Source organism: Streptomyces sp. NPDC031121, from assembly GCF_055570615.1.
In genome coordinates, this window is record NZ_JBVIGV010000001.1 from 122,076 (window position 1) to 139,216 (window position 17,141).

General features: G+C 74.3%; 19 protein-coding genes. 11 read left to right on the top strand and 8 right to left on the bottom strand.

The genetic code is table 11. The features are described 5' to 3' along the window. The first annotated feature begins 4 nt into the window (after positions 1 to 4). Positions 5 to 1,282, top strand: a complete 1,278-nt coding sequence (locus ACZ462_RS00545; protein ID WP_189808108.1) for a thymidine phosphorylase — start codon at positions 5 to 7, stop codon at positions 1,280 to 1,282. A 116-nt stretch (positions 1,283 to 1,398) separates the two neighbouring features. Further along, the gene (locus tag ACZ462_RS00550; protein WP_467808019.1) at positions 1,399 to 1,740 is read left to right on the top strand and encodes an STAS domain-containing protein; all 342 of its coding nucleotides are present in this window, start codon (positions 1,399 to 1,401) and stop codon (positions 1,738 to 1,740) included. Here ACZ462_RS00550 and ACZ462_RS00555 read toward each other — a convergent pair. Together ACZ462_RS00555 and ACZ462_RS00560 are read right to left on the bottom strand one after the other, a co-directional pair. Beyond that, a complete protein-coding gene (locus ACZ462_RS00555) occupies positions 1,654 to 2,658 on the bottom strand; it encodes a sigma-70 family RNA polymerase sigma factor (RefSeq protein WP_467808017.1) in 1,005 nt (334 codons plus the stop codon). The genes ACZ462_RS00550 and ACZ462_RS00555 overlap by 87 nt on opposite strands. Positions 2,659 to 2,833: 175 nt before the next feature. Continuing rightward, the gene (locus ACZ462_RS00560; protein ID WP_467808016.1) at positions 2,834 to 4,120 is read right to left on the bottom strand and encodes an MFS transporter; all 1,287 of its coding nucleotides are present in this window, start codon (positions 4,118 to 4,120) and stop codon (positions 2,834 to 2,836) included. A gap of 93 nt (positions 4,121 to 4,213) precedes the next feature. On the opposite strand from ACZ462_RS00560, the gene ACZ462_RS00565 reads away from it, so the two are divergent. Next, the gene (locus ACZ462_RS00565; RefSeq protein ID WP_468142692.1) at positions 4,214 to 5,221 is read left to right on the top strand and encodes a LysR family transcriptional regulator; all 1,008 of its coding nucleotides are present in this window, start codon (positions 4,214 to 4,216) and stop codon (positions 5,219 to 5,221) included. Positions 5,222 to 5,485: 264 nt separating this feature from the next. On the opposite strand, the gene ACZ462_RS00570 is transcribed toward ACZ462_RS00565, so the two are convergent. Together ACZ462_RS00570 and ACZ462_RS00575 are read right to left on the bottom strand one after the other, a co-directional pair. Further along, positions 5,486 to 5,854: a cupin domain-containing protein gene (locus ACZ462_RS00570; protein ID WP_467808013.1), complete on the bottom strand. Its 369-nt coding sequence runs from the start codon at positions 5,852 to 5,854 to the stop codon at positions 5,486 to 5,488. A 64-nt stretch (positions 5,855 to 5,918) separates the two neighbouring features. Beyond that, entirely contained in the window at positions 5,919 to 6,641 is a 723-nt protein-coding gene (locus tag ACZ462_RS00575; RefSeq protein WP_467808012.1) for an alpha/beta hydrolase, read from the bottom strand. A 114-nt stretch (positions 6,642 to 6,755) separates the two neighbouring features. On the opposite strand from ACZ462_RS00575, the gene ACZ462_RS00580 reads away from it, so the two are divergent. The 3 genes from ACZ462_RS00580 to ACZ462_RS00590 all read left to right on the top strand — a co-directional run bounded on the left by ACZ462_RS00580 (position 6,756) and on the right by ACZ462_RS00590 (position 9,251). Continuing rightward, a complete protein-coding gene (locus tag ACZ462_RS00580; RefSeq protein ID WP_467808011.1) occupies positions 6,756 to 7,916 on the top strand; it encodes an adenosine deaminase in 1,161 nt (386 codons plus the stop codon). 126 nt (positions 7,917 to 8,042) lie between these two features. Next, positions 8,043 to 8,315, top strand: a complete 273-nt coding sequence (locus ACZ462_RS00585) for a hypothetical protein (RefSeq protein WP_467808010.1) — start codon at positions 8,043 to 8,045, stop codon at positions 8,313 to 8,315. A 171-nt stretch (positions 8,316 to 8,486) separates the two neighbouring features. Continuing rightward, on the top strand, positions 8,487 to 9,251 hold the full coding sequence (locus ACZ462_RS00590; protein ID WP_467808009.1) for a hypothetical protein: 765 nt from the start codon (positions 8,487 to 8,489) through the stop codon (positions 9,249 to 9,251). Positions 9,252 to 9,315: 64 nt separating this feature from the next. On the opposite strand, the gene ACZ462_RS00595 is transcribed toward ACZ462_RS00590, so the two are convergent. Next, complete coding sequence (locus ACZ462_RS00595) at positions 9,316 to 9,516, bottom strand: PspC domain-containing protein (protein ID WP_467808007.1); 201 nt, start codon at positions 9,514 to 9,516, stop codon at positions 9,316 to 9,318. A 42-nt stretch (positions 9,517 to 9,558) separates the two neighbouring features. After that, positions 9,559 to 10,143 carry a VanZ family protein gene (locus ACZ462_RS00600; RefSeq protein ID WP_467808005.1) on the bottom strand — a complete coding sequence of 195 codons (585 nt, stop codon included), beginning with the start codon at positions 10,141 to 10,143 and terminating at the stop codon, positions 9,559 to 9,561. Positions 10,144 to 10,323: 180 nt separating this feature from the next. Between ACZ462_RS00600 and ACZ462_RS00605 the strand changes: the two genes are divergently transcribed. Together ACZ462_RS00605 and ACZ462_RS00610 are read left to right on the top strand one after the other, a co-directional pair. Next, positions 10,324 to 11,496 (top strand): calcium-binding protein, encoded by a 1,173-nt coding sequence (locus tag ACZ462_RS00605; protein WP_467808004.1) that lies wholly within the window; start codon positions 10,324 to 10,326, stop codon positions 11,494 to 11,496. Positions 11,497 to 11,633: 137 nt separating this feature from the next. Then, entirely contained in the window at positions 11,634 to 12,071 is a 438-nt protein-coding gene (locus tag ACZ462_RS00610) for a DUF7144 family membrane protein (RefSeq protein ID WP_467808003.1), read from the top strand. A gap of 6 nt (positions 12,072 to 12,077) precedes the next feature. Here ACZ462_RS00610 and ACZ462_RS00615 read toward each other — a convergent pair whose 3' ends face one another. After that, positions 12,078 to 12,740 (bottom strand): PH domain-containing protein, encoded by a 663-nt coding sequence (locus ACZ462_RS00615; RefSeq protein ID WP_467808002.1) that lies wholly within the window; start codon positions 12,738 to 12,740, stop codon positions 12,078 to 12,080. A 75-nt stretch (positions 12,741 to 12,815) separates the two neighbouring features. After that, positions 12,816 to 13,511 carry a hypothetical protein gene (locus ACZ462_RS00620; RefSeq protein ID WP_467808000.1) on the bottom strand — a complete coding sequence of 232 codons (696 nt, stop codon included), beginning with the start codon at positions 13,509 to 13,511 and terminating at the stop codon, positions 12,816 to 12,818. A 312-nt stretch (positions 13,512 to 13,823) separates the two neighbouring features. Between ACZ462_RS00620 and deoC the strand changes: the two genes are divergently transcribed. Genes deoC through ACZ462_RS00635 form a run of 3 tightly spaced genes read left to right on the top strand, consistent with a single transcriptional unit; the run spans position 13,824 to position 17,117 of the window. After that, positions 13,824 to 14,786 carry a deoxyribose-phosphate aldolase gene (gene deoC, locus ACZ462_RS00625; RefSeq protein WP_467808069.1) on the top strand — a complete coding sequence of 321 codons (963 nt, stop codon included), beginning with the start codon at positions 13,824 to 13,826 and terminating at the stop codon, positions 14,784 to 14,786. Between the two features lie 5 nt (positions 14,787 to 14,791). Then, complete coding sequence (locus ACZ462_RS00630) at positions 14,792 to 16,228, top strand: aldehyde dehydrogenase family protein (protein ID WP_467807999.1); 1,437 nt, start codon at positions 14,792 to 14,794, stop codon at positions 16,226 to 16,228. Beyond that, positions 16,221 to 17,117 carry an aldehyde dehydrogenase family protein gene (locus ACZ462_RS00635; protein ID WP_467807998.1) on the top strand — a complete coding sequence of 299 codons (897 nt, stop codon included), beginning with the start codon at positions 16,221 to 16,223 and terminating at the stop codon, positions 17,115 to 17,117. The genes ACZ462_RS00630 and ACZ462_RS00635 overlap by 8 nt, the downstream gene beginning before the upstream one ends. The last annotated feature ends 24 nt before the right edge of the window (positions 17,118 to 17,141 follow it).

Below are 17,141 nucleotides of genomic sequence, written 5' to 3' on the forward strand. Positions count from 1 at the left end.
CCACATGGACGTCATCTCCGTCATCCGCACCAAGCGGGACCGCGGCGAGCTGAGCCCCGAGCAGATCGACTGGGTCATCGACGCGTACACCCGCGGTGTCGTCGCCGACGAGCAGATGTCGGCGCTGGCCATGGCCATCCTGCTCAACGGCATGAACCGGTCCGAGATCGCCCGCTGGACCGCCGCGATGATCGCCTCCGGCGAGCGGATGAACTTCGACTCCCTCTCCCGCCCGACCGCCGACAAGCACTCCACCGGCGGCGTCGGCGACAAGATCACCCTGCCGCTCGCCCCGCTCGTCGCCGCCTGCGGCGCGGCCGTCCCGCAGCTCTCCGGCCGCGGCCTCGGCCACACCGGCGGCACCCTCGACAAGCTGGAGTCCATCCCCGGCTGGCGCGCCCTGCTCTCCAACGAGGAGATGCTGCACGTCCTCGACACCACCGGCGCCGTCATCTGCGCCGCCGGCGACGGCCTGGCCCCCGCCGACAAGAAGCTGTACGCCCTGCGCGACGTCACCGGCACCGTCGAGGCCATCCCGCTGATCGCCTCCTCGATCATGTCGAAGAAGATCGCCGAGGGCACCGGCTCGCTCGTCCTCGACGTGAAGGTCGGCTCCGGCGCCTTCATGAAGAACATCGAGGACGCCCGCGAGCTGGCCTCCACCATGGTCGCCCTCGGCACCGACAGCGGCGTGAAGACCATCGCCCTGCTCACCGACATGTCCACCCCGCTCGGCCTGACCGCCGGCAACGCGCTGGAGGTCCGCGAGTCCGTCGAGGTCCTCGCCGGCGGCGGCCCCGCCGATGTCGTCGAGCTGACCATCGCCCTGGCCAAGGAGATGCTGGACGCCGCGGGCATCAAGGACGCCGACCCGGCCAAGGCCCTCGCCGACGGCTCCGCCATGGACGTCTGGCGCCGCATGATCCAGGCCCAGGGCGGCGACCCCGACGCGGCCCTGCCCGTCGCCCGCGAGCAGCACGTCGTCACCGCCCCGGAGTCCGGCGTGCTGACCCGCCTCGACGCGTACGCGGTCGGCGTCGGCGCCTGGCGCCTGGGCGCGGGCCGCGCCCGCAAGGAGGACCCGGTGCAGGCCGGCGCCGGCATCGAGCTGCACGCCAAGCCGGGCGAGCAGGTCACCGCCGGCCAGCCGCTGATGACGCTGCACACCGACACCCCGGAGAAGTTCGACTACGCCCTGGCCTCGCTGGAGGGCTCGTACGACATCGCCCCGGCGGGCACCGCGTTCACCGCGAACCCGATCGTCCTGGACCGCATCGCCTGATCCCGGGCCGTCCGCCGCGCAGCGGGCGGGGCAGGCGCCGCGCGCGCCCGCCCCGCCCGCTCCCGCATGTGCGGCGGCTCGCGATGAGTTCCGGCGGCCCGTGCGGTCCTACCGGCATGACGAGACCGGTACTGGCCCTGACCGGGCCCGACGTGGCGGCGGGCGGCGCGCCCGCCGCCTGCCTCCGGCTGGCGGAGCTGTACGGCGCCGGGGCCGCCGCCGTGGTGTGCGACCTCGGCGGGATCGGGCCGCCGGGCCTCGCGGCCGTGGACACCCTAGCCCGGCTGCGGCTGACCGCCCGCCGCCTCGGCCGCGGTCTCACGGTGACCGGCGCCGGCCCCGAGCTGCGGGCCCTGCTGGCGCTCGCCGGGCTAGGGCAGCTCCTCGGGGAGCCCGAACAGCGGGAACCACCGGTCGGTGTCGAGGAAGGCGTTGAGCCCGGTGATCCGGCCCTCTGACACCTCCAGCACCTGGAGCGCCCACGGGACGTGGCCCGGCCGGCCGTCCTGCCGCGGCCGGTACTGGGCGAAGGCGGGCAGTCCGTTCGCGGTCGTCGGGAGCAGGCGGGAGCCCTTGCAGCCGATGCCCTGGTTCAGGTGCCAGGCGGCGATGTCCTCGGGCCCCTGGAGCCACAGGTCGTACGGCGGCATGGACAGCACGGCGTCCTCGTGCAGCAGCGCGGTCAGCCGGGTGATGTCGTACGCCTCGAACGCGGACAGGTACCGCTCCAGCAGCCGCACCTGCTCGGCGTCCAGCGGGTCCGCGGCCTCGCTGTCGCGGACCGGCCGGGCGGAGAGGGTGGCCCGCGCCCGCTGGAGCGCGCTGTTCACGGACGCGGTGGTGGTCTCCAGCAGCGCCGCGACCTCGTCCGCCTTCCAGGCCAGCACCTCCCGCAGGATCAGCACGGCCCGCTGCCGGGGCGGCAGGTGCTGGAGCGCCGCCACGAACGCGAGCCGGACCGACTCCCGGGCCAGCGCCGCCTCCGCAGGGTCGGCGGTCTGCGGCAGCACCCGCGCGTCGGGCACCGGCTCCAGCCAGGTCACCTCGGGCCGCTCGTTCAGCACCGCGGAGGCCTGGTGCTGCGGCGAGGTCAGGTCCATGGGGCGGGCCCGCCTGCTGCCCGCGCTCAGCAGGTCCATGCAGACGTTGGTGGCGATCCGGTAGAGCCAGGAGCGCAGCGAGGAGCGGCCCTCGAACTTCGCGTAGCCGCGCCAGGCCCGCACGTACGTGTCCTGCACCGCGTCCTCCGCGTCGAACGCGGAGCCCAGCATCCGGTAGCAGTAGCCGGTGAGCTCGACCCGGTAGCGGTACAGGGCCGCGTCCAGGTCCTCGCGCCCGCCCGCAGGGGCGGTGGTGAGGTTTCCGGTGTCCGTCATGTGCCGCTCCCCCTGGTCGGTCCCGATGGAGTGGAACCTACCCGAGGGGTCCGACACCCGCAGGGCGAGCGGTGCGGGAGTCCGCCGGCCGGCCCCGGATGAGAGGAGGCGGGCCCCGGGGATCGCCCGGGGCCCGCCGCGCGTCCCCGCACGGACGCGTTCGCCGGAAGGTCTGTCAGCGGGCGGCGGCCGCCCGTACCGGCAGGCGCCGCTCCGCGCGGGCGGCGTGCGAGCCGTACAGGGTGATCGACACGACGCCGAGCACCGCCAGCAGCGCGATCCCGGCCGTCGCCGCCCAGCCGCCCGCGTGGTAGGCGAGGGCGCCGAGTGTGCCGCCCGCGCTGGAGCCGAGGTAGTACGCGGACTGGTACAGCGCCGAGGCCTGCGCCCGGCCCGAGGTCGCGGTGCGGCTGACCGCCGCCGACGCCACGGCGTGGCCCGCGAAGAAGCCCGCGGTGATCAGCACCAGCCCGGCCAGCACCGCGGCCAGCGCGTCGGCGAGCGAGAGCAGCAGGCCGAGCGCGGTGGTGGCGACCGCCAGGTACAGCGCCCCGCGCCGCCCGGCCCGCGCCACCAGTCCGCCCGCGGCCGCGGAGGACGCCGTACCGACCAGGTAGATCAGGAAGACGGAGCCGACCACGCCCTGGCCGAGGGAGAACGGCTCCTCGACGAGCCGGTAGCCGACCACCGTGTACACGGCCCCGAAGACGGTCATGAACAGTGCGCCGATCCCGTACAGCCGCAGCAGCAGCGGATCGCGCAGGTGCCGGGCGACGGCGGCGCCCACCGCGCGGGGCGCGAGCGGGGCCGGGCGGAAGAACCGGGCCCGGGGCAGCAGCACCCGGTAGGCGGCGGCGCAGGCCAGCGCCAGCACGCCGACGGTCAGCAGGCCGGCCCGCCAGCCCCACGCCTGGGCCGCCCAGCCGGCGGCGATGCGGCCGCTCATGCCGCCGATGGAGTTGCCCGCCACGAACAGGCCGATCGCCCCCACCAGCGCCTTCGGCTCGACCTCCTCCGCCAGATAGGCCATCGCCGAGGCGGGGACGCCGGCGATCGCCGCGCCCTGGACGGCCCGCAGCACGACCAGCCACTCCAGGTCGGGGGCGAACGGCACGAGCAGTCCGACGCCGACGGCGACCGCGAGGGAGACCGTCATCAGCCGCGTCCGGCCGAAGCGCTCGGACAGCGCGCTCAGCGGCAGCACGAACAGGGCGAGCGCGCCGGTCGCGGCGGAGACGGTCCAGCTGGCCTGGCCCGCCGTCACCCCGAAGCCGTCCGAGATCGCCGGCAGCAGCGCCTGGGTGGAGTAGAGGAGGGCGAACGTGGCGAGTCCGGCGGCGAAGAGCGCCAGGCTCATCCGGCGGTAGCCGGGGCGGCCGGGGGAGTGGGCGCGGAGTGGCTTCGGGGACGACGGGGTGGAGGCACCCGTGCGGACGGGTGCCCCGGTATGAGCGGGAGGCATGCAATGACCGTAGGCCCGGCCCGTTTCATGCGTCCAATGCACAGAATCGCGATAATCGATCCACCAGCGCATCAGTGCTGCTCAGGAGGGCGCATGTCAGCGAACCGTTACGAAGAAGACATGGCCGTGACAAGTCTGCTGGCCCCGCGGCTGGCGTACTTCGCCGCGGTCGCCCGCCACGAGCACGTCACGCGCGCCGCCCATGAGCTCGGCGTCCCCCAGTCCACCCTGTCCCGGGCCATGGTCCGACTCGAACAGGACCTGGGCGTCGCCCTGTTCGCGCGCCGCGGCCGCACCGTCGCGCTGACCACGGCCGGGCGGACCTTCCTCGCCTCCGCGGAGAAGGCGCTCGCCGAGATCGCCCGCGCCGCCGGATCCGTCCAGCAGGACGCCGACGCCGCCCACGGCAAGGTGGCGTTCGGCTTCCTGCACACCCTCGGCCCCGAGACCGTGCCCGGCCTGATCCGCGCCTTCCGCGCCGACCACCCCGGCGTCCGCTTCTCCCTCGTCCAGAACTACGGCGAGGCGATGCTGGAGCGGCTGCGCGCCGGCGAACTCGACCTGTGCCTGACCTCGCCGCTCCCCGACGCCCCCGACCTGGTGGCCCGCCGCCTCGACGAGCAGCGCCTGCGCCTGGTCGTCCCCGACGACCACCGGCTCGCCGGCCGCAAGCGCATCCGCCTGGCCGAGGCCGCCGAGGAGGTGTTCGTGACCCTGGAGCCCGGCTACGGCCTGCGCCGCATCACCGACGACCTGTGTGCCGAGGCCGGGTTCGCCCCACGCGTGGCCTTCGAGGGCGAGGAGGCCGAGACGCTGCGCGGCCTCGTCGCCGCCGGCCTCGGGGTGGCCCTGCTGCCACCCCCCGCGGTCCCCCGGCCGGGGGTCGTCGAGCTGACGGTGACCGCGCCGCGGGCCGTCCGCGAGATCGGCGTCGCCTGGCTCGACGGCCACCCCGACACCCCGCCGGTCGCGCAGTTCAAGCGGTTCCTGCTGTCCCGGCGCGGCCGGCTGATCCCGGAGTGGCACGCCCCGGTTCAGGAGCCGGGCGCCGCCCCCTCCGCCCCGGCCGCGGAGGGAGGCCCGGCCGCCGGGAGCGGATAGCCCGCCTGGAAGCGGGACGTGGCGCCGACCGCGCGCACGATCCCGGCGATGTGGCGCCGGCAGGTCCGCGGATGGTGCGCCGACGGCCGACGACCACGGCGGTCCGCATCCTGCCCGACCGCGTCCCGCCGTACGGCGGCCGCCCGGTGCGCAGGCGCGCGTACGGCGGTGGCCGCACCCGGCAGCCCTGGGCCGTCCGACCGGGAGGGGGCGGAACGGCCGGCCTCGGTGGACCGGTGCGGTCGCCGCCCAGGACCGCGGGCGTCAGCCGCCCGCCGCCTTCGCGTACCCGACGAAGCCGGTCCAGTCGACGACCTCGCAGGCCTCCTCGCCGAGGACCCAGGCGTCGTGCCCCGGGGACACCTGCATGAAGTCGCCCGCCTCGTAGTCCTCCGACTCGCCGTCGTCCATGACGACGTGCATCCGCCCGCTCACCACGTATCCGGTGTGCGCGGACTGGCAGCTGTCGGTGCCGGCCAGCGGCTTGACGTGGTCCGACCAGCGCCAGCCCGGCTCGAAGACGGCGCGGCCGATGGCTCCGCCCTCGACCTGGATCAGGTCGAGCCGACCCGTGCCGTCCACGAAGGGCCGCGTCTCGTCGGCCTTGTCGAAGTTCCTGCGGACCATGGCCATGCCGATCGCCTCCCGGAGAGCGCTGCCCCCGAGTCCTCTTCCACTCTACGCCGCGGGCCCCCGCTCAGCCCCGCAGAGAACGGCCGAACCCCGAGGCCAGCGGCATGCGCAGGCCGAGCGGCGGCGGGGCGGCCAGGGCGTCGGCCACCGGGCGGGAGCGGCGGGCGCACAGCACCGCCCCGAGGACGAAGTCCACGGTGAGGGCGACCACTTCGGACCGGTGCTCGCGTAACCGGTGGCCGTCGGAGTGCACCTCGAAGCGGCAGGTCGCCCGGTTCGCCTTCTTCGCGCGCTCGGCCAGCCGGAAGGAGGACTCCGGATCGCTGCGGGCGTCGTCCGTCCCGTGCACGAGGAGCACCTGCCGGCCGGAGAGCTGCTTCACCGGTTCGGGCGAGTCCGGCTCCGCGGCCGCGCCGAGCGAAGGGGCCAGCGCCACGACGCAGTTGACGGCCTCGTGGCCGGCGGCCAGCAGCGCCGCCCGGCCGCCCGCGCCGTACCCGGCCAGGCAGACGGGGACGTCCCCGTAGCGGCGTACGGCCTCGTCCGCGGCCCAGCGCGCGTCCTGCTCGCGGGAGCCGCGGCCGCCGTACGCGAGCGTGTGCACCACCAGGCCGTCCGGCCCGCCCGCCCGGGCCAGGGCCCGCGCGAGCCGGGGCACCGGGCCGGGCGCCCACCGGGACCCGCCCGGGAGGAGGAGCACCGCGCCGTTGACCGTCAGGACCGTGCCGTTCGCGCCGGAAGCCCGCCCCAGGCGGGCCCCGCGCGCCGGCGGCGTATGAGGTGACATGGCGGAACAGTCTCAGACTGACAGGTGTACGCGACCCGTCCGTACGGTCTCTGTTGGATATCGGCGCCTCACGCCGCGGGCGCGCTCTACGCGCGTAGGAGCTAGAGTGCGCAGATGACGAGCGAGACCTCCAACCCGCCCACTCCGGACCAGATCCGCCGTGCCCCGAAGGTGCTGCTCCACGACCACCTCGACGGCGGACTGCGCCCCGGCACGATCATCGAGCTGGCCCGCGCGGCCGGCTACGACAAGCTGCCCGAGACCGACGCCGACAAGCTGGGCACCTGGTTCCGGGACGCCGCCGACTCCGGCTCCCTGCCCCGCTACCTGGAGACGTTCGCGCACACCTGCGCCGTCATGCAGACGAAGGAGGCCCTCTTCCGGGTCGCCGCCGAGTGCGCCGAGGACCTCGCCGAGGACGGCGTCGTCTACGCCGAGGTCCGCTACGCCCCCGAGCAGCACCTGGAGGCGGGCCTCACCCTCGAAGAGGTCGTCGAGGCCGTGAACGACGGCTTCCGCGAGGGCGAGCGCCGCGCGAGGGATGCCGGGCACCGCATCCGCGTCGGCGCCCTGCTCACCGCGATGCGCCACGCGGCCCGCGCGCTGGAGATCGCCGAACTCGCCAACCGCTACCGCGACAACGGCGTCGTCGGCTTCGACATCGCCGGCGCCGAGGCGGGCTTCCCGCCCACCCGCCACCTCGACGCGTTCGAGTACCTCAAGCGCGAGAACAACCACTTCACGATCCACGCGGGCGAGGCCTTCGGCCTGCCGTCGATCTGGCAGGCCCTCCAGTGGTGCGGCGCCGACCGCCTGGGCCACGGCGTCAAGATCATCGACGACATCGAGGTCGCCGAGGACGGCTCCGTCACCCTGGGCCGCCTCGCCTCGTACGTCCGCGACAAGCGCATCCCCCTGGAGATGTGCCCGACGTCGAACCTCCAGACCGGCGCGGCGACCTCGTACGCCGAACACCCGATCGGACTGCTGCGCAGGCTGCACTTCCGCCTGACGGTCAACACCGACAACCGGCTGATGAGCGGCACCAGCATGAGCCGCGAGTTCGAGCACCTGATCGGCGCCTTCGGCTACACCCTCGACGACATGCAGTGGTTCACCGTCAATGCGATGAAGTCCGCTTTCATTCCTTTCGATGAACGACTGGCAATGATCAACGATGTCATCAAGCCGGGTTACGCCGGGCTGAAGTCGGAATGGCTGTTCCGGCAGACCGCCTCCACCAGCGGTTCCGTGGGGATCCGGTCCGCGGACTGACCAAAGGGGAGCGCCCGGGAAGAGCAATTCCCGGGCGCTTCTTCATATTTACCGATGTTTGCGGGCGCCGGTTTGCAGTGGCTAGGTTGCGGAGCCGCCCAGTTCCCCGTCGCAAGGACATCCTTCATGAAGAAGTCAGCTGCCAAGATGCTCGGTGCCGCCGCCATGGGTGCCGCCTTCGCCGCCGCCGCTGCCGGAACCGCCTCGGCGACCCCCGCCGTCGGCCTCACCGACGCCCTCGGCACCGCCACCGGCGCCCTCCAGGGAGTCACCAGCCAGCAGCAGGTCAACGCCGACGGCCGGCAGTCCAGCGACCCGGCGGCCCCGGTCGGCGAGCTGACCAACGCGCTCGGCCCCACCCTCGGCGGCCTCCCGCTGAACGGCGCCCTCGGCGGCTGATCCACGCCGGATCCGTCCCCGGATCCCCTCGATTCGCAAGCGTGTCCGCGCGGCGCACGCCGGTTCGGTCGGGTGTGCGCCGCGCGGTGCCGTGTGCCAGGATCCCCGCCAACCGCCCGCCGAGGCCCGGCAGGGACGCGCCCGGCGCCGCCGGGGGAGAGGTCACCGGTCATGCGTACGAAGCCACGAACCACCACCGGAGCGGTCGCCGCCGCCCTGCTGCCCGCCCTCGTCCTGGGGTCCACCGCGTGCAGCAGCGGCCCCGGCGGCGGGAAGGCGCCGGACCAGAAGGGCTCCGCCCCGGTCACCGCCCCCGCCGGCACCCCTGCCGCGGGCACCCCCTCCGCACCGCCGTCCCCGTCGGGCGGCAGCAGGCTGGAGCGCTCCGCCCTGGCCCCGGGCGACCTGCCCGGCTACCAGGTGTCCGCCCAGGGCAAGAACCCGGGCGCGCCCGACGGACAGCCCCAGGCCGACCGCAGGACCTGCCAGCCCCTCGCCGACATCATGGGCGACAAGCCCGACCCGGCCGCCCGGGAGACCGTCAACCGCGGCGTCGGCTCGCAGAAGGAGGTCGGCCTCGCGGTCTCCGCCTCCGTCAGCTCGTACGCGGAGCGGGACGCCAAGGCGCTCGTCTCCCGGCTGAAGGACGCCGTCGCCGCCTGCGGCACCGGCTTCACCGCCACCGTCCAGAACCAGAGCGGCAGTTACCGCGACGTCCGCGCCGCCGGATACCGCACGGCCGGCGACGACACCGTCAGCTGGACCACCACCGCGGCCGCCCAGGGCGTCTCCGCCCACGTCCACGTGGTCGTCGTCCGCCAGGGCGACACGATCGTGCGGCTGATGGCCCTCAACGTGGCGGCCGCCGGGCAGAAGGCGCAGGTGCCGCAGGAGGTCGCCGACAAGCAGCTGGACAAGGTCCGCCGCGCGTCCTGACCCGCAGGGCCGCCCCCACGCCGGTGCGACCGGGCCGCCCCACCGGCGGCCGGCGGCCCGCCCGTCACCAGGCGGCGGAGGACGGCTTCTCGTTGGGCAGGAGCAGCCACAGCGCCAGGTAGATCAGGAACTGCGGCCCGGGCAGCAGGCACGAGACGGCGAATATCAGCCGCATGGTGTTCGCGGACATTCCGAACCGGCGCGCCAGTCCGGCGCAGACGCCGCCGATCCAGCGGCCGTCACGGGGGCGAACAAGGGCGCTCATGGGATCTCCTCCGTCAGTCTTCACGGGGTTTTCCGTGATGCCTCAATACTCCCGCGGCACCGCTGACAGAACGTCGGTCCAGGGGCCGAGCCCGACCCTGGCAATTCTCGGGGTGGGCCCCTGAGAGGTCTTGGCCCGTGCCGCCCGCGTACGCCGCATCCGCGCCCGCGCCGCCGGGACCACCGCGACGTGGGCCAGCACCACGCCCGCCGTGTTCAGCAGCACCGAGTCGACGTCCACGACCCGCCCCGGGACCGAGCTCTGCAGCATCTCGATGCCGATCGAGACGAGCACCCCCGCGGCCGCGGTCCGCACCAGTGACGACCAGGCCGCCAGCGGCGTCGGCGCCAGGCTCCCGCCGGCCAGCGGCAGCAGCACCCCGAGCGGGGCCAGCAGCGCCAGGGCCCCGCCGATCCGGCGGGCCGCCGCCACGGGGCCGTTCTCCAGGTCGGCGCGGATGCCCTGGAACGGCGTCAGGTTCGCGGCCGCCGCCCACGGCACGTCCAGCGGGCGCAGAGTGAGCCAGCCGACGACGAGCAGGTGGGCGACGAGCAGGGCCCCGCCGAGGAGCCGGAGCCGCAGGTGTAGGGCGGTGGCGGCGCAGTGGCCGGCCTCATGACGCTGCACACCTGCGTGGACGCGCTCCGCGGCGGCTTCGGTTCCGTATGCCCCGGACAGGGGAGTCGTACGAGAAGCCGATCGGATGAAAATACGGCGGCAGCGGACGCGCCCTCCCCGGCCACCGGCACGCCTCACGCACAGTGAGCGCCACGCGACGCATACCGGATGCCGCGGAAGGAGACCGCCATGCCCGGACCCCGAAGAGACCTCCGCGGCCCCGCCCGGGCCGCCCGGCCCGCCCGGCCCGCCCGCAGGATCGCCGCCCTCGTCGGGGCGCAGGTCCTGGCTGCCGCCCTCGCCGGGCTCGGCACGCTCCCGGCCCGAGCCGCCGACACGGCGGGCGCGGCCGCGACCTGCTTCGGCGCCGCCGCCACCGGCACGCGCGGCACACCCGGGGACGACGTCCTCATCGGCACGGCCGGGCGCGACATCCTCGACGGCGGCGGCGGCAACGACCTCATCTGCGGCCTCGGCGGCGACGACGTCCTGCTCGGCGGCCCGGGCGAGGACAGGATCGCGGGCGGGGCGGGCGACGACCAGCTCGACGGCGGCCCCGGCGCCGACCTCCTCGTCGGCGACGACGCCGCCTGGAGCGGCGGAGCCTCCGGGCCGACGGGCCGGGACCACCTCGTCGGCGGCGGCGAGGCCGACACCCTGGTCGGCGACCACTTCGCCGTGCAGGGCACGGCCGACGGAGGCTCCGCCGACCTGCTGTTCGGCGGCGACGGCGAGGACTCCCTGATCGGCGACAGCGCGGGCGACCGCGCGTCCGGCGGGGCGGACGACCGCCTCGACGGCGGCCGGGACAGCGACAGTCTGACCGGCGACTCCAGCGGCTTCCGCGGCGCGACCGGGGCCGGCGACGACGTCCTGCTGGAGGGCGAGGGCGAGATCGGCCAGGCGGTCGGCGACAGCGCTTCCGTCCTCGGCGACACCGCAGGCAGCGGCGGCGACGACCTCATCGACCTGGGCGCGGACGGCGGGTACGGCGCCTGGGGCGACCACCGGTCCTACTCCGGCAAGGCCGTCGGCTCCGGGAACGACCGCATCCTCGGCGGCAGCGCGGACGAGACCGTCCTCGCCGGCGACAGCGGCCTCGGCGACCCCGCCGGCGCGACCGCGGGCAACGACGTCATCGACGGCCGCGGCGGCAACGACCTCCTCATCGGCGACAACACCGACTCCCGGACCGCCCGGGACTCCGTCGGCACCGCGGGCGGCATCGACTTCCTCACCGGCGGATCCGGCGACGACCTGCTGCGCGGCGGCCCGGCCAACGACACCCTGAACGGCCTCGCGGGCACGGACGACTGCGACGGGGAGACCGGCACGAACGTCCGCATCGACTGCGAACTCTGACCGCTCCGGACGGCCGGGCGGCCGGGCGGGGGACGGGGCGCCCGTCACCCGTTCGGCCCAGGGCCGCTCGCCCCGGCGGCCGAACCCCCGCACGCTCGAATGGCCCCACCCGTACGAGCGAGAGGCCAGGTGGCGCGATGGCGACCACACCCACTCAGACACCCGCCGGCCGGCCCGGCGACACCGGCGACTGGGCGACCGGCGGCACCGTCTTCGCCGGTGTCCTGCTCGCCGTCATCGGCGTGCTCGCGATCATCGAGGGCATCGCCGCGATCGCCGAGGACGAGGTCTACCAGCGCATCGGCGACTACGTCTTCAAGCTTGACCTGACCGGCTGGGGCTGGATCCACCTGATCCTCGGCATCCTGGCCCTGGTGACCGGTCTGGCCCTGCTCAAAAACGACGCCCTGTGGGCGCGCGTCACCGGCATCGTGCTGGCCTGCCTGTCGCTGATCGCGCACTTCCTGTGGCTGCCGTACCAGCCCTGGTGGTCGGTGATCGCCATCGCCATCGCGATCTTCGTCATCTGGGCCCTGTGCCACGACCCGCACGACTCGCGGGCCGCGCGCGTCTGAGACCCCTCAGCGGAGCGCGAACAGCACCACGAGAGAGACGGCGCCCAGGGCGGCCGGTGCGATGACCTCGTAGGACCAGCGCACCCGTACGCCGCCCTGGGCGCCGGCGCGCGTGGCCCCGCGCTCGGCGAGCTCCCGCAGCTCGTCCACGACCCGGTCCGCGTACGCCCGCTGCGGCTCGGCGGCGGCCCCGTCCGCGGCCCCGCCCCCGGCCTCCGGGCCGGACGGCTTCGCGGCCAGGCCGCGGCCGGTCAGGCCGCCGCGGCGGCTGAGCCGCCCGCGCTGCGCCCTCTTCCGCTCGCGCAGCGAGACGGGGACGGACCACAGCTGGTAGGTGGACCCCTCGGCGAGCACCTCGGCGGAGTACCCGGCGCGGACCGCGTCCACGGCCGCCCAGGGCAGCTCGATCACGCGGAACGGGTTGCGGACCCGCAGCCGGTCCTCGTTGGCGAAGACGGCGGGGCGCATCGTGAACGCTACGGTCAGCGGCACCGCGAAGAGCGCGGCGGCGGCCCCGAACCAGCGGGCCGAGCCCTCCCCGCGGACGATCGCGTCGCCGCAGAGCCATCCGATCAGCGCCAGCAGCAGGACCCCGGTCACGACGGCCATGGGGGAGCGGTAGACCCGGTCGTCGTAGACCGGTTCATCAGGGGGCTGCTGGCTGCTCATGCGCCCGATTCTGCCTCACCCGCCTTCGGAGGACGACCCCCCTGCGGGCTCCCGCCCGGCCGCCGAAGTGGCCGGTCAGGCGCCGCCGCCGCGGCGGGCGCGGAGCAGCCGGGCCGCGGCCGTCGCGCCGGCGATCGCGACCAGCCCGCCGCCCGCCGCGACCGTGACGGTGGCGTCGCCGTCCTCCGCCGCGGGCCCGTACGCCGCCGCGGGCGCGGCGCCGGCCGCCGTCGTGACGAGCGCCGCGGGCGCGGCCGCCGCCCCCGCCCGCACCGCCGGGGTCGCGGCCTCCTCCGCGGGCGCCTCCGCGGGCCGGACGGCGGCGGGCTCCACGGCCGCCCCCTTCGCCGGCAGCGGGTAGGACTCCGTTGCCCCGTCCTGGGTGACGACGAGCACCGGCGCGTCGGTGTCCGCCTTGGCCAGGCGGAGCCTGAGCCCGTTCACGGTGTCCCCGGGGTGGCTGCGGTCCAGCAGCGCGAGCACCCGCACCATGTAGGTGTCGCCCGGCTTCCACTGCGTGCCGACGGCGCGGATCCACGCCTCGGGGCCCTCCGGCCCGTTCCGCAGCACCGCGACGAGCCCCTCGCCGATGTACACCGGCTCGCCCGCGTACCGGTCGGCGCCGTCCGGGGTCGCGCCGCCGCCGGACAGCGCGGACGCGGCCGGCGGGGCCTGCGCGGCGACGGCCGTGTACACCCCGCTCGCGGCGGGCCAGAGCAGCGCGCCCGCGAGGGCGGCGGTGACGAGCGAGGTGCGGAAGGCGGTACGCATCACGACTCCTGGAGCTGTGTCGAGGATAGGCGGGAGAGTCGCATGCCGCGTGTTCTCGGGCGGGCGGGCGGGCGGTCGGTCGGGCCGTGGTCCGTGTTCCGTGGTCCGTGTTCCGGGAGGTCTGGCGGGCTGCTGGGAAAAATCTATGCGCCGGTTTCGGCCGGACCGTCGGATTCCCGTCATGGCCGTGTAACGGCCATGACCAGCGCCTTTGCCGGGGCCCCGCAGCACGGATGCGGCCGGCCCCGCACAGATGTGCACCCATGGGGGGTGACAGGCCGCTACGCGCGTAGATATGCTCGTGTGGTGACCATGCCCACCACCCTCACCGCATTCGCCGACGTGACGACGTCCGACAGTGCGCTGCGCCGCTTCCTGCACGGGCTGCCCGGCGTGGACGCCGTCGGCCTGGAGGCCCGCGCGGCCGCGCTCGGGACCCGTTCGATCAAGACGACGGCCAAGGCGTACGCCATCGACCTCGCCATCTCGATGATCGACCTGACCACGCTTGAGGGTGCCGACACCCCGGGCAAGGTCCGTGCGCTCGCCGCGAAGGCCGTCCACCCCGACCCGACCGACCGTACGACGCCGATGACCGCAGCGGTCTGCGTCTACCCGGACATGGTGGCCACCGCGAAGGCCGCCCTGAACGGCGCCGACGTCAAGGTGGCGTCCGTCGCGACCGCCTTCCCGGCCGGCCGCGCCGCGCTGCCCGTCAAGCTCGCCGACACCCGTGACGCCGTCGCCGCCGGCGCCGACGAGATCGACATGGTCATCGACCGTGGCGCCTTCCTCGCCGGCCGCTACCTGGAGACGTACGAGCTGATCAGGGCCGTGAAGGAGGCGTGCGTCCGGGAGGACGGCACCGCCGCCCGCCTGAAGGTCATCTTCGAGACCGGCGAGCTGTCGACGTACGACAACATCCGCCGCGCCTCCTGGATCGGCATGCTGGCCGGCGCCGACTTCATCAAGACCTCGACCGGCAAGGTGGGCGTGAACGCCACCCCGGCCAACACCCTCCTGATGCTGGAGGCCGTCCGCGACTTCAAGGCGCAGACCGGCATCCAGATCGGCGTGAAGCCGGCCGGCGGCATCCGCACGACCAAGGACGCGATCAAGTTCCTGGTCCTGGTCAACGAGACCGCCGGCGAGGACTGGCTGACCAGCGAGTGGTTCCGCTTCGGCGCGTCCAGCCTGCTCAACGACCTGCTGATGCAGCGCCAGAAGCTGAACACCGGCCGTTACTCCGGTCCCGACTACGTGACGGTGGACTGATCACCATGGCATCTGCATTCGAGTACGCACCGGCTCCCGAGTCCCGCTCGGTCGTCGACATCGCCCCCTCCTACGGCCTCTTCATCGACGGCGAGTTCACCGACGCGGCCGACGGCAAGGTCTTCAAGACCGTCTCGCCGTCCACCGAGGAAGTCCTCTCCGAGGTCGCCCAGGCGGGCGCCGCGGATGTCGACCGCGCCGTGAAGGCCGCCCGCAAGGCCTTCGAGAAGTGGTCCGCGCTGCCCGGCGCCGAGCGCGCCAAGTACCTCTTCCGCATCGCCCGGATCATCCAGGAGCGCAGCCGCGAGCTGGCCGTCCTGGAGACCCTCGACAACGGCAAGCCGATCAAGGAGACCCGCGACGCGGACCTCCCGCTGGTCGCCGCGCACTTCTTCTACTACGCGGGCTGGGCCGACAAGCTCGGCCACGCCGGCTACGGCGCGGACCCGCGCCCGCTCGGCGTCGCCGGCCAGGTCATCCCGTGGAACTTCCCGCTGCTGATGCTGGCGTGGAAGATCGCCCCGGCGCTCGCCGCGGGCAACACCGTGGTCCTCAAGCCCGCCGAGACGACCCCGCTGTCGGCCCTGTTCTTCGCGGACATCTGCCGCCAGGCCGGGCTGCCCAAGGGCGTCGTCAACATCATCCCGGGCTACGGGGACGCGGGCGCCGAGCTCGTCGCGCACCCGGACGTCAACAAGGTGGCCTTCACCGGCTCCACCGCGGTCGGCAAGGCCATCGCCCGCCAGGTCGCCGGCACCGGCAAGAAGGTCACCCTGGAGCTGGGCGGCAAGGGCGCCAACATCGTCTTCGACGACGCGCCGATCGACCAGGCCGTCGAGGGCATCGTCGGCGGCATCTTCTTCAACCAGGGCCAGGTCTGCTGCGCCGGGTCCCGCCTGCTGGTCCAGGAGTCGATCCACGACGAGCTGCTGGACTCCCTCAAGCGCCGCCTGTCCACCCTGCGCCTCGGCGACCCGCTGGACAAGAACACCGACATCGGCGCGATCAACTCCGCGGAGCAGCTCGCCCGGATCACCGCGCTCGCCGAGACCGGCGAGGCGGAGGGCGCCGAGCGCTGGTCCCCGGCGTGCGAACTGCCGTCCGCCGGCTACTGGTTCGCCCCGACGCTGTTCACGAACGTCACCCAGGCGCACACCATCGCCCGTGACGAGATCTTCGGCCCGGTGCTGTCGGTGCTGACCTTCCGCACGCCCGACGAGGCCGTGGCGAAGGCCAACAACAGCCAGTACGGCCTGTCCGCGGGCATCTGGACGGAGAAGGGCTCGCGCATCCTGGCCGTCGCGAACAAGCTCCGCGCGGGCGTCGTCTGGGCCAACACGTTCAACAAGTTCGACCCGACCTCGCCCTTCGGCGGCTACAAGGAGTCGGGCTTCGGCCGCGAGGGCGGTCGCCACGGTCTGGAGGCCTACCTCGATGTCTGAGTCGACCACGCGACTGAACGTCTTCAAGACCTACAAGCTGTACGTCGGCGGGAAGTTCCCGCGTTCCGAGAGCGGCCGGGTGTACGAGGTGACGGACTCGAAGGGCAAGTGGCTGGCCAACGCCCCCCTCTCCTCCCGCAAGGACGCCCGCGACGCGGTCGTCGCCGCCCGCAAGGCGTTCGGCGGCTGGTCGGGCGCGACCGCGTACAACCGCGGCCAGGTCCTCTACCGCATCGCCGAGATGCTGGAGGGCCGCCGCGAGCAGTTCGTCCGCGAGGTCGGTGACGCCGAGGGGCTGTCGAAGTCGAAGGCGGCCGCCGTCGTGGACGCCGCGATCGACCGCTGGGTCTGGTACGCGGGCTGGACCGACAAGATCGGCCAGGTCGTCGGCGGGGCCAACCCGGTCGCCGGCCCGTACTTCAACCTGTCGACCCCCGAGCCGACCGGCGTCGTCGCGGTCGTCGCCCCGCAGGAATCGTCCTTCCTCGGCCTGGTCTCCGTGATCGCACCGGTGATCGCGACGGGCAACACCGCCGTCGTCATCGCCTCCGAGAAGGCCCCGCTGCCGGCGCTGTCCCTCGGCGAGGTGCTCGCGACCTCCGACCTGCCCGGCGGCGTCGTGAACATCCTGTCGGGCAAGGCCTCCGAGATGGGCCCGCACCTGGCGGCCCACCAGGACGTCAACGCGATCGACCTGGCGGGCGCAGGCGAGGCGCTGGCCAAGGAGCTGGAGATCGCCGCGGCCGACAACCTCAAGCGCGTCCTGCGTCCACAGCCTGTGGACGACTGGAGCGCCGACCCCGGCACGTCGCGCATGACGGCGTTCCTGGAGACCAAGACGGTCTGGCACCCCACCGGCTCCCTCGGCGCCTCCGGCTCCAGCTACTAGCCGGACCGCACCCCGCGCGGAACG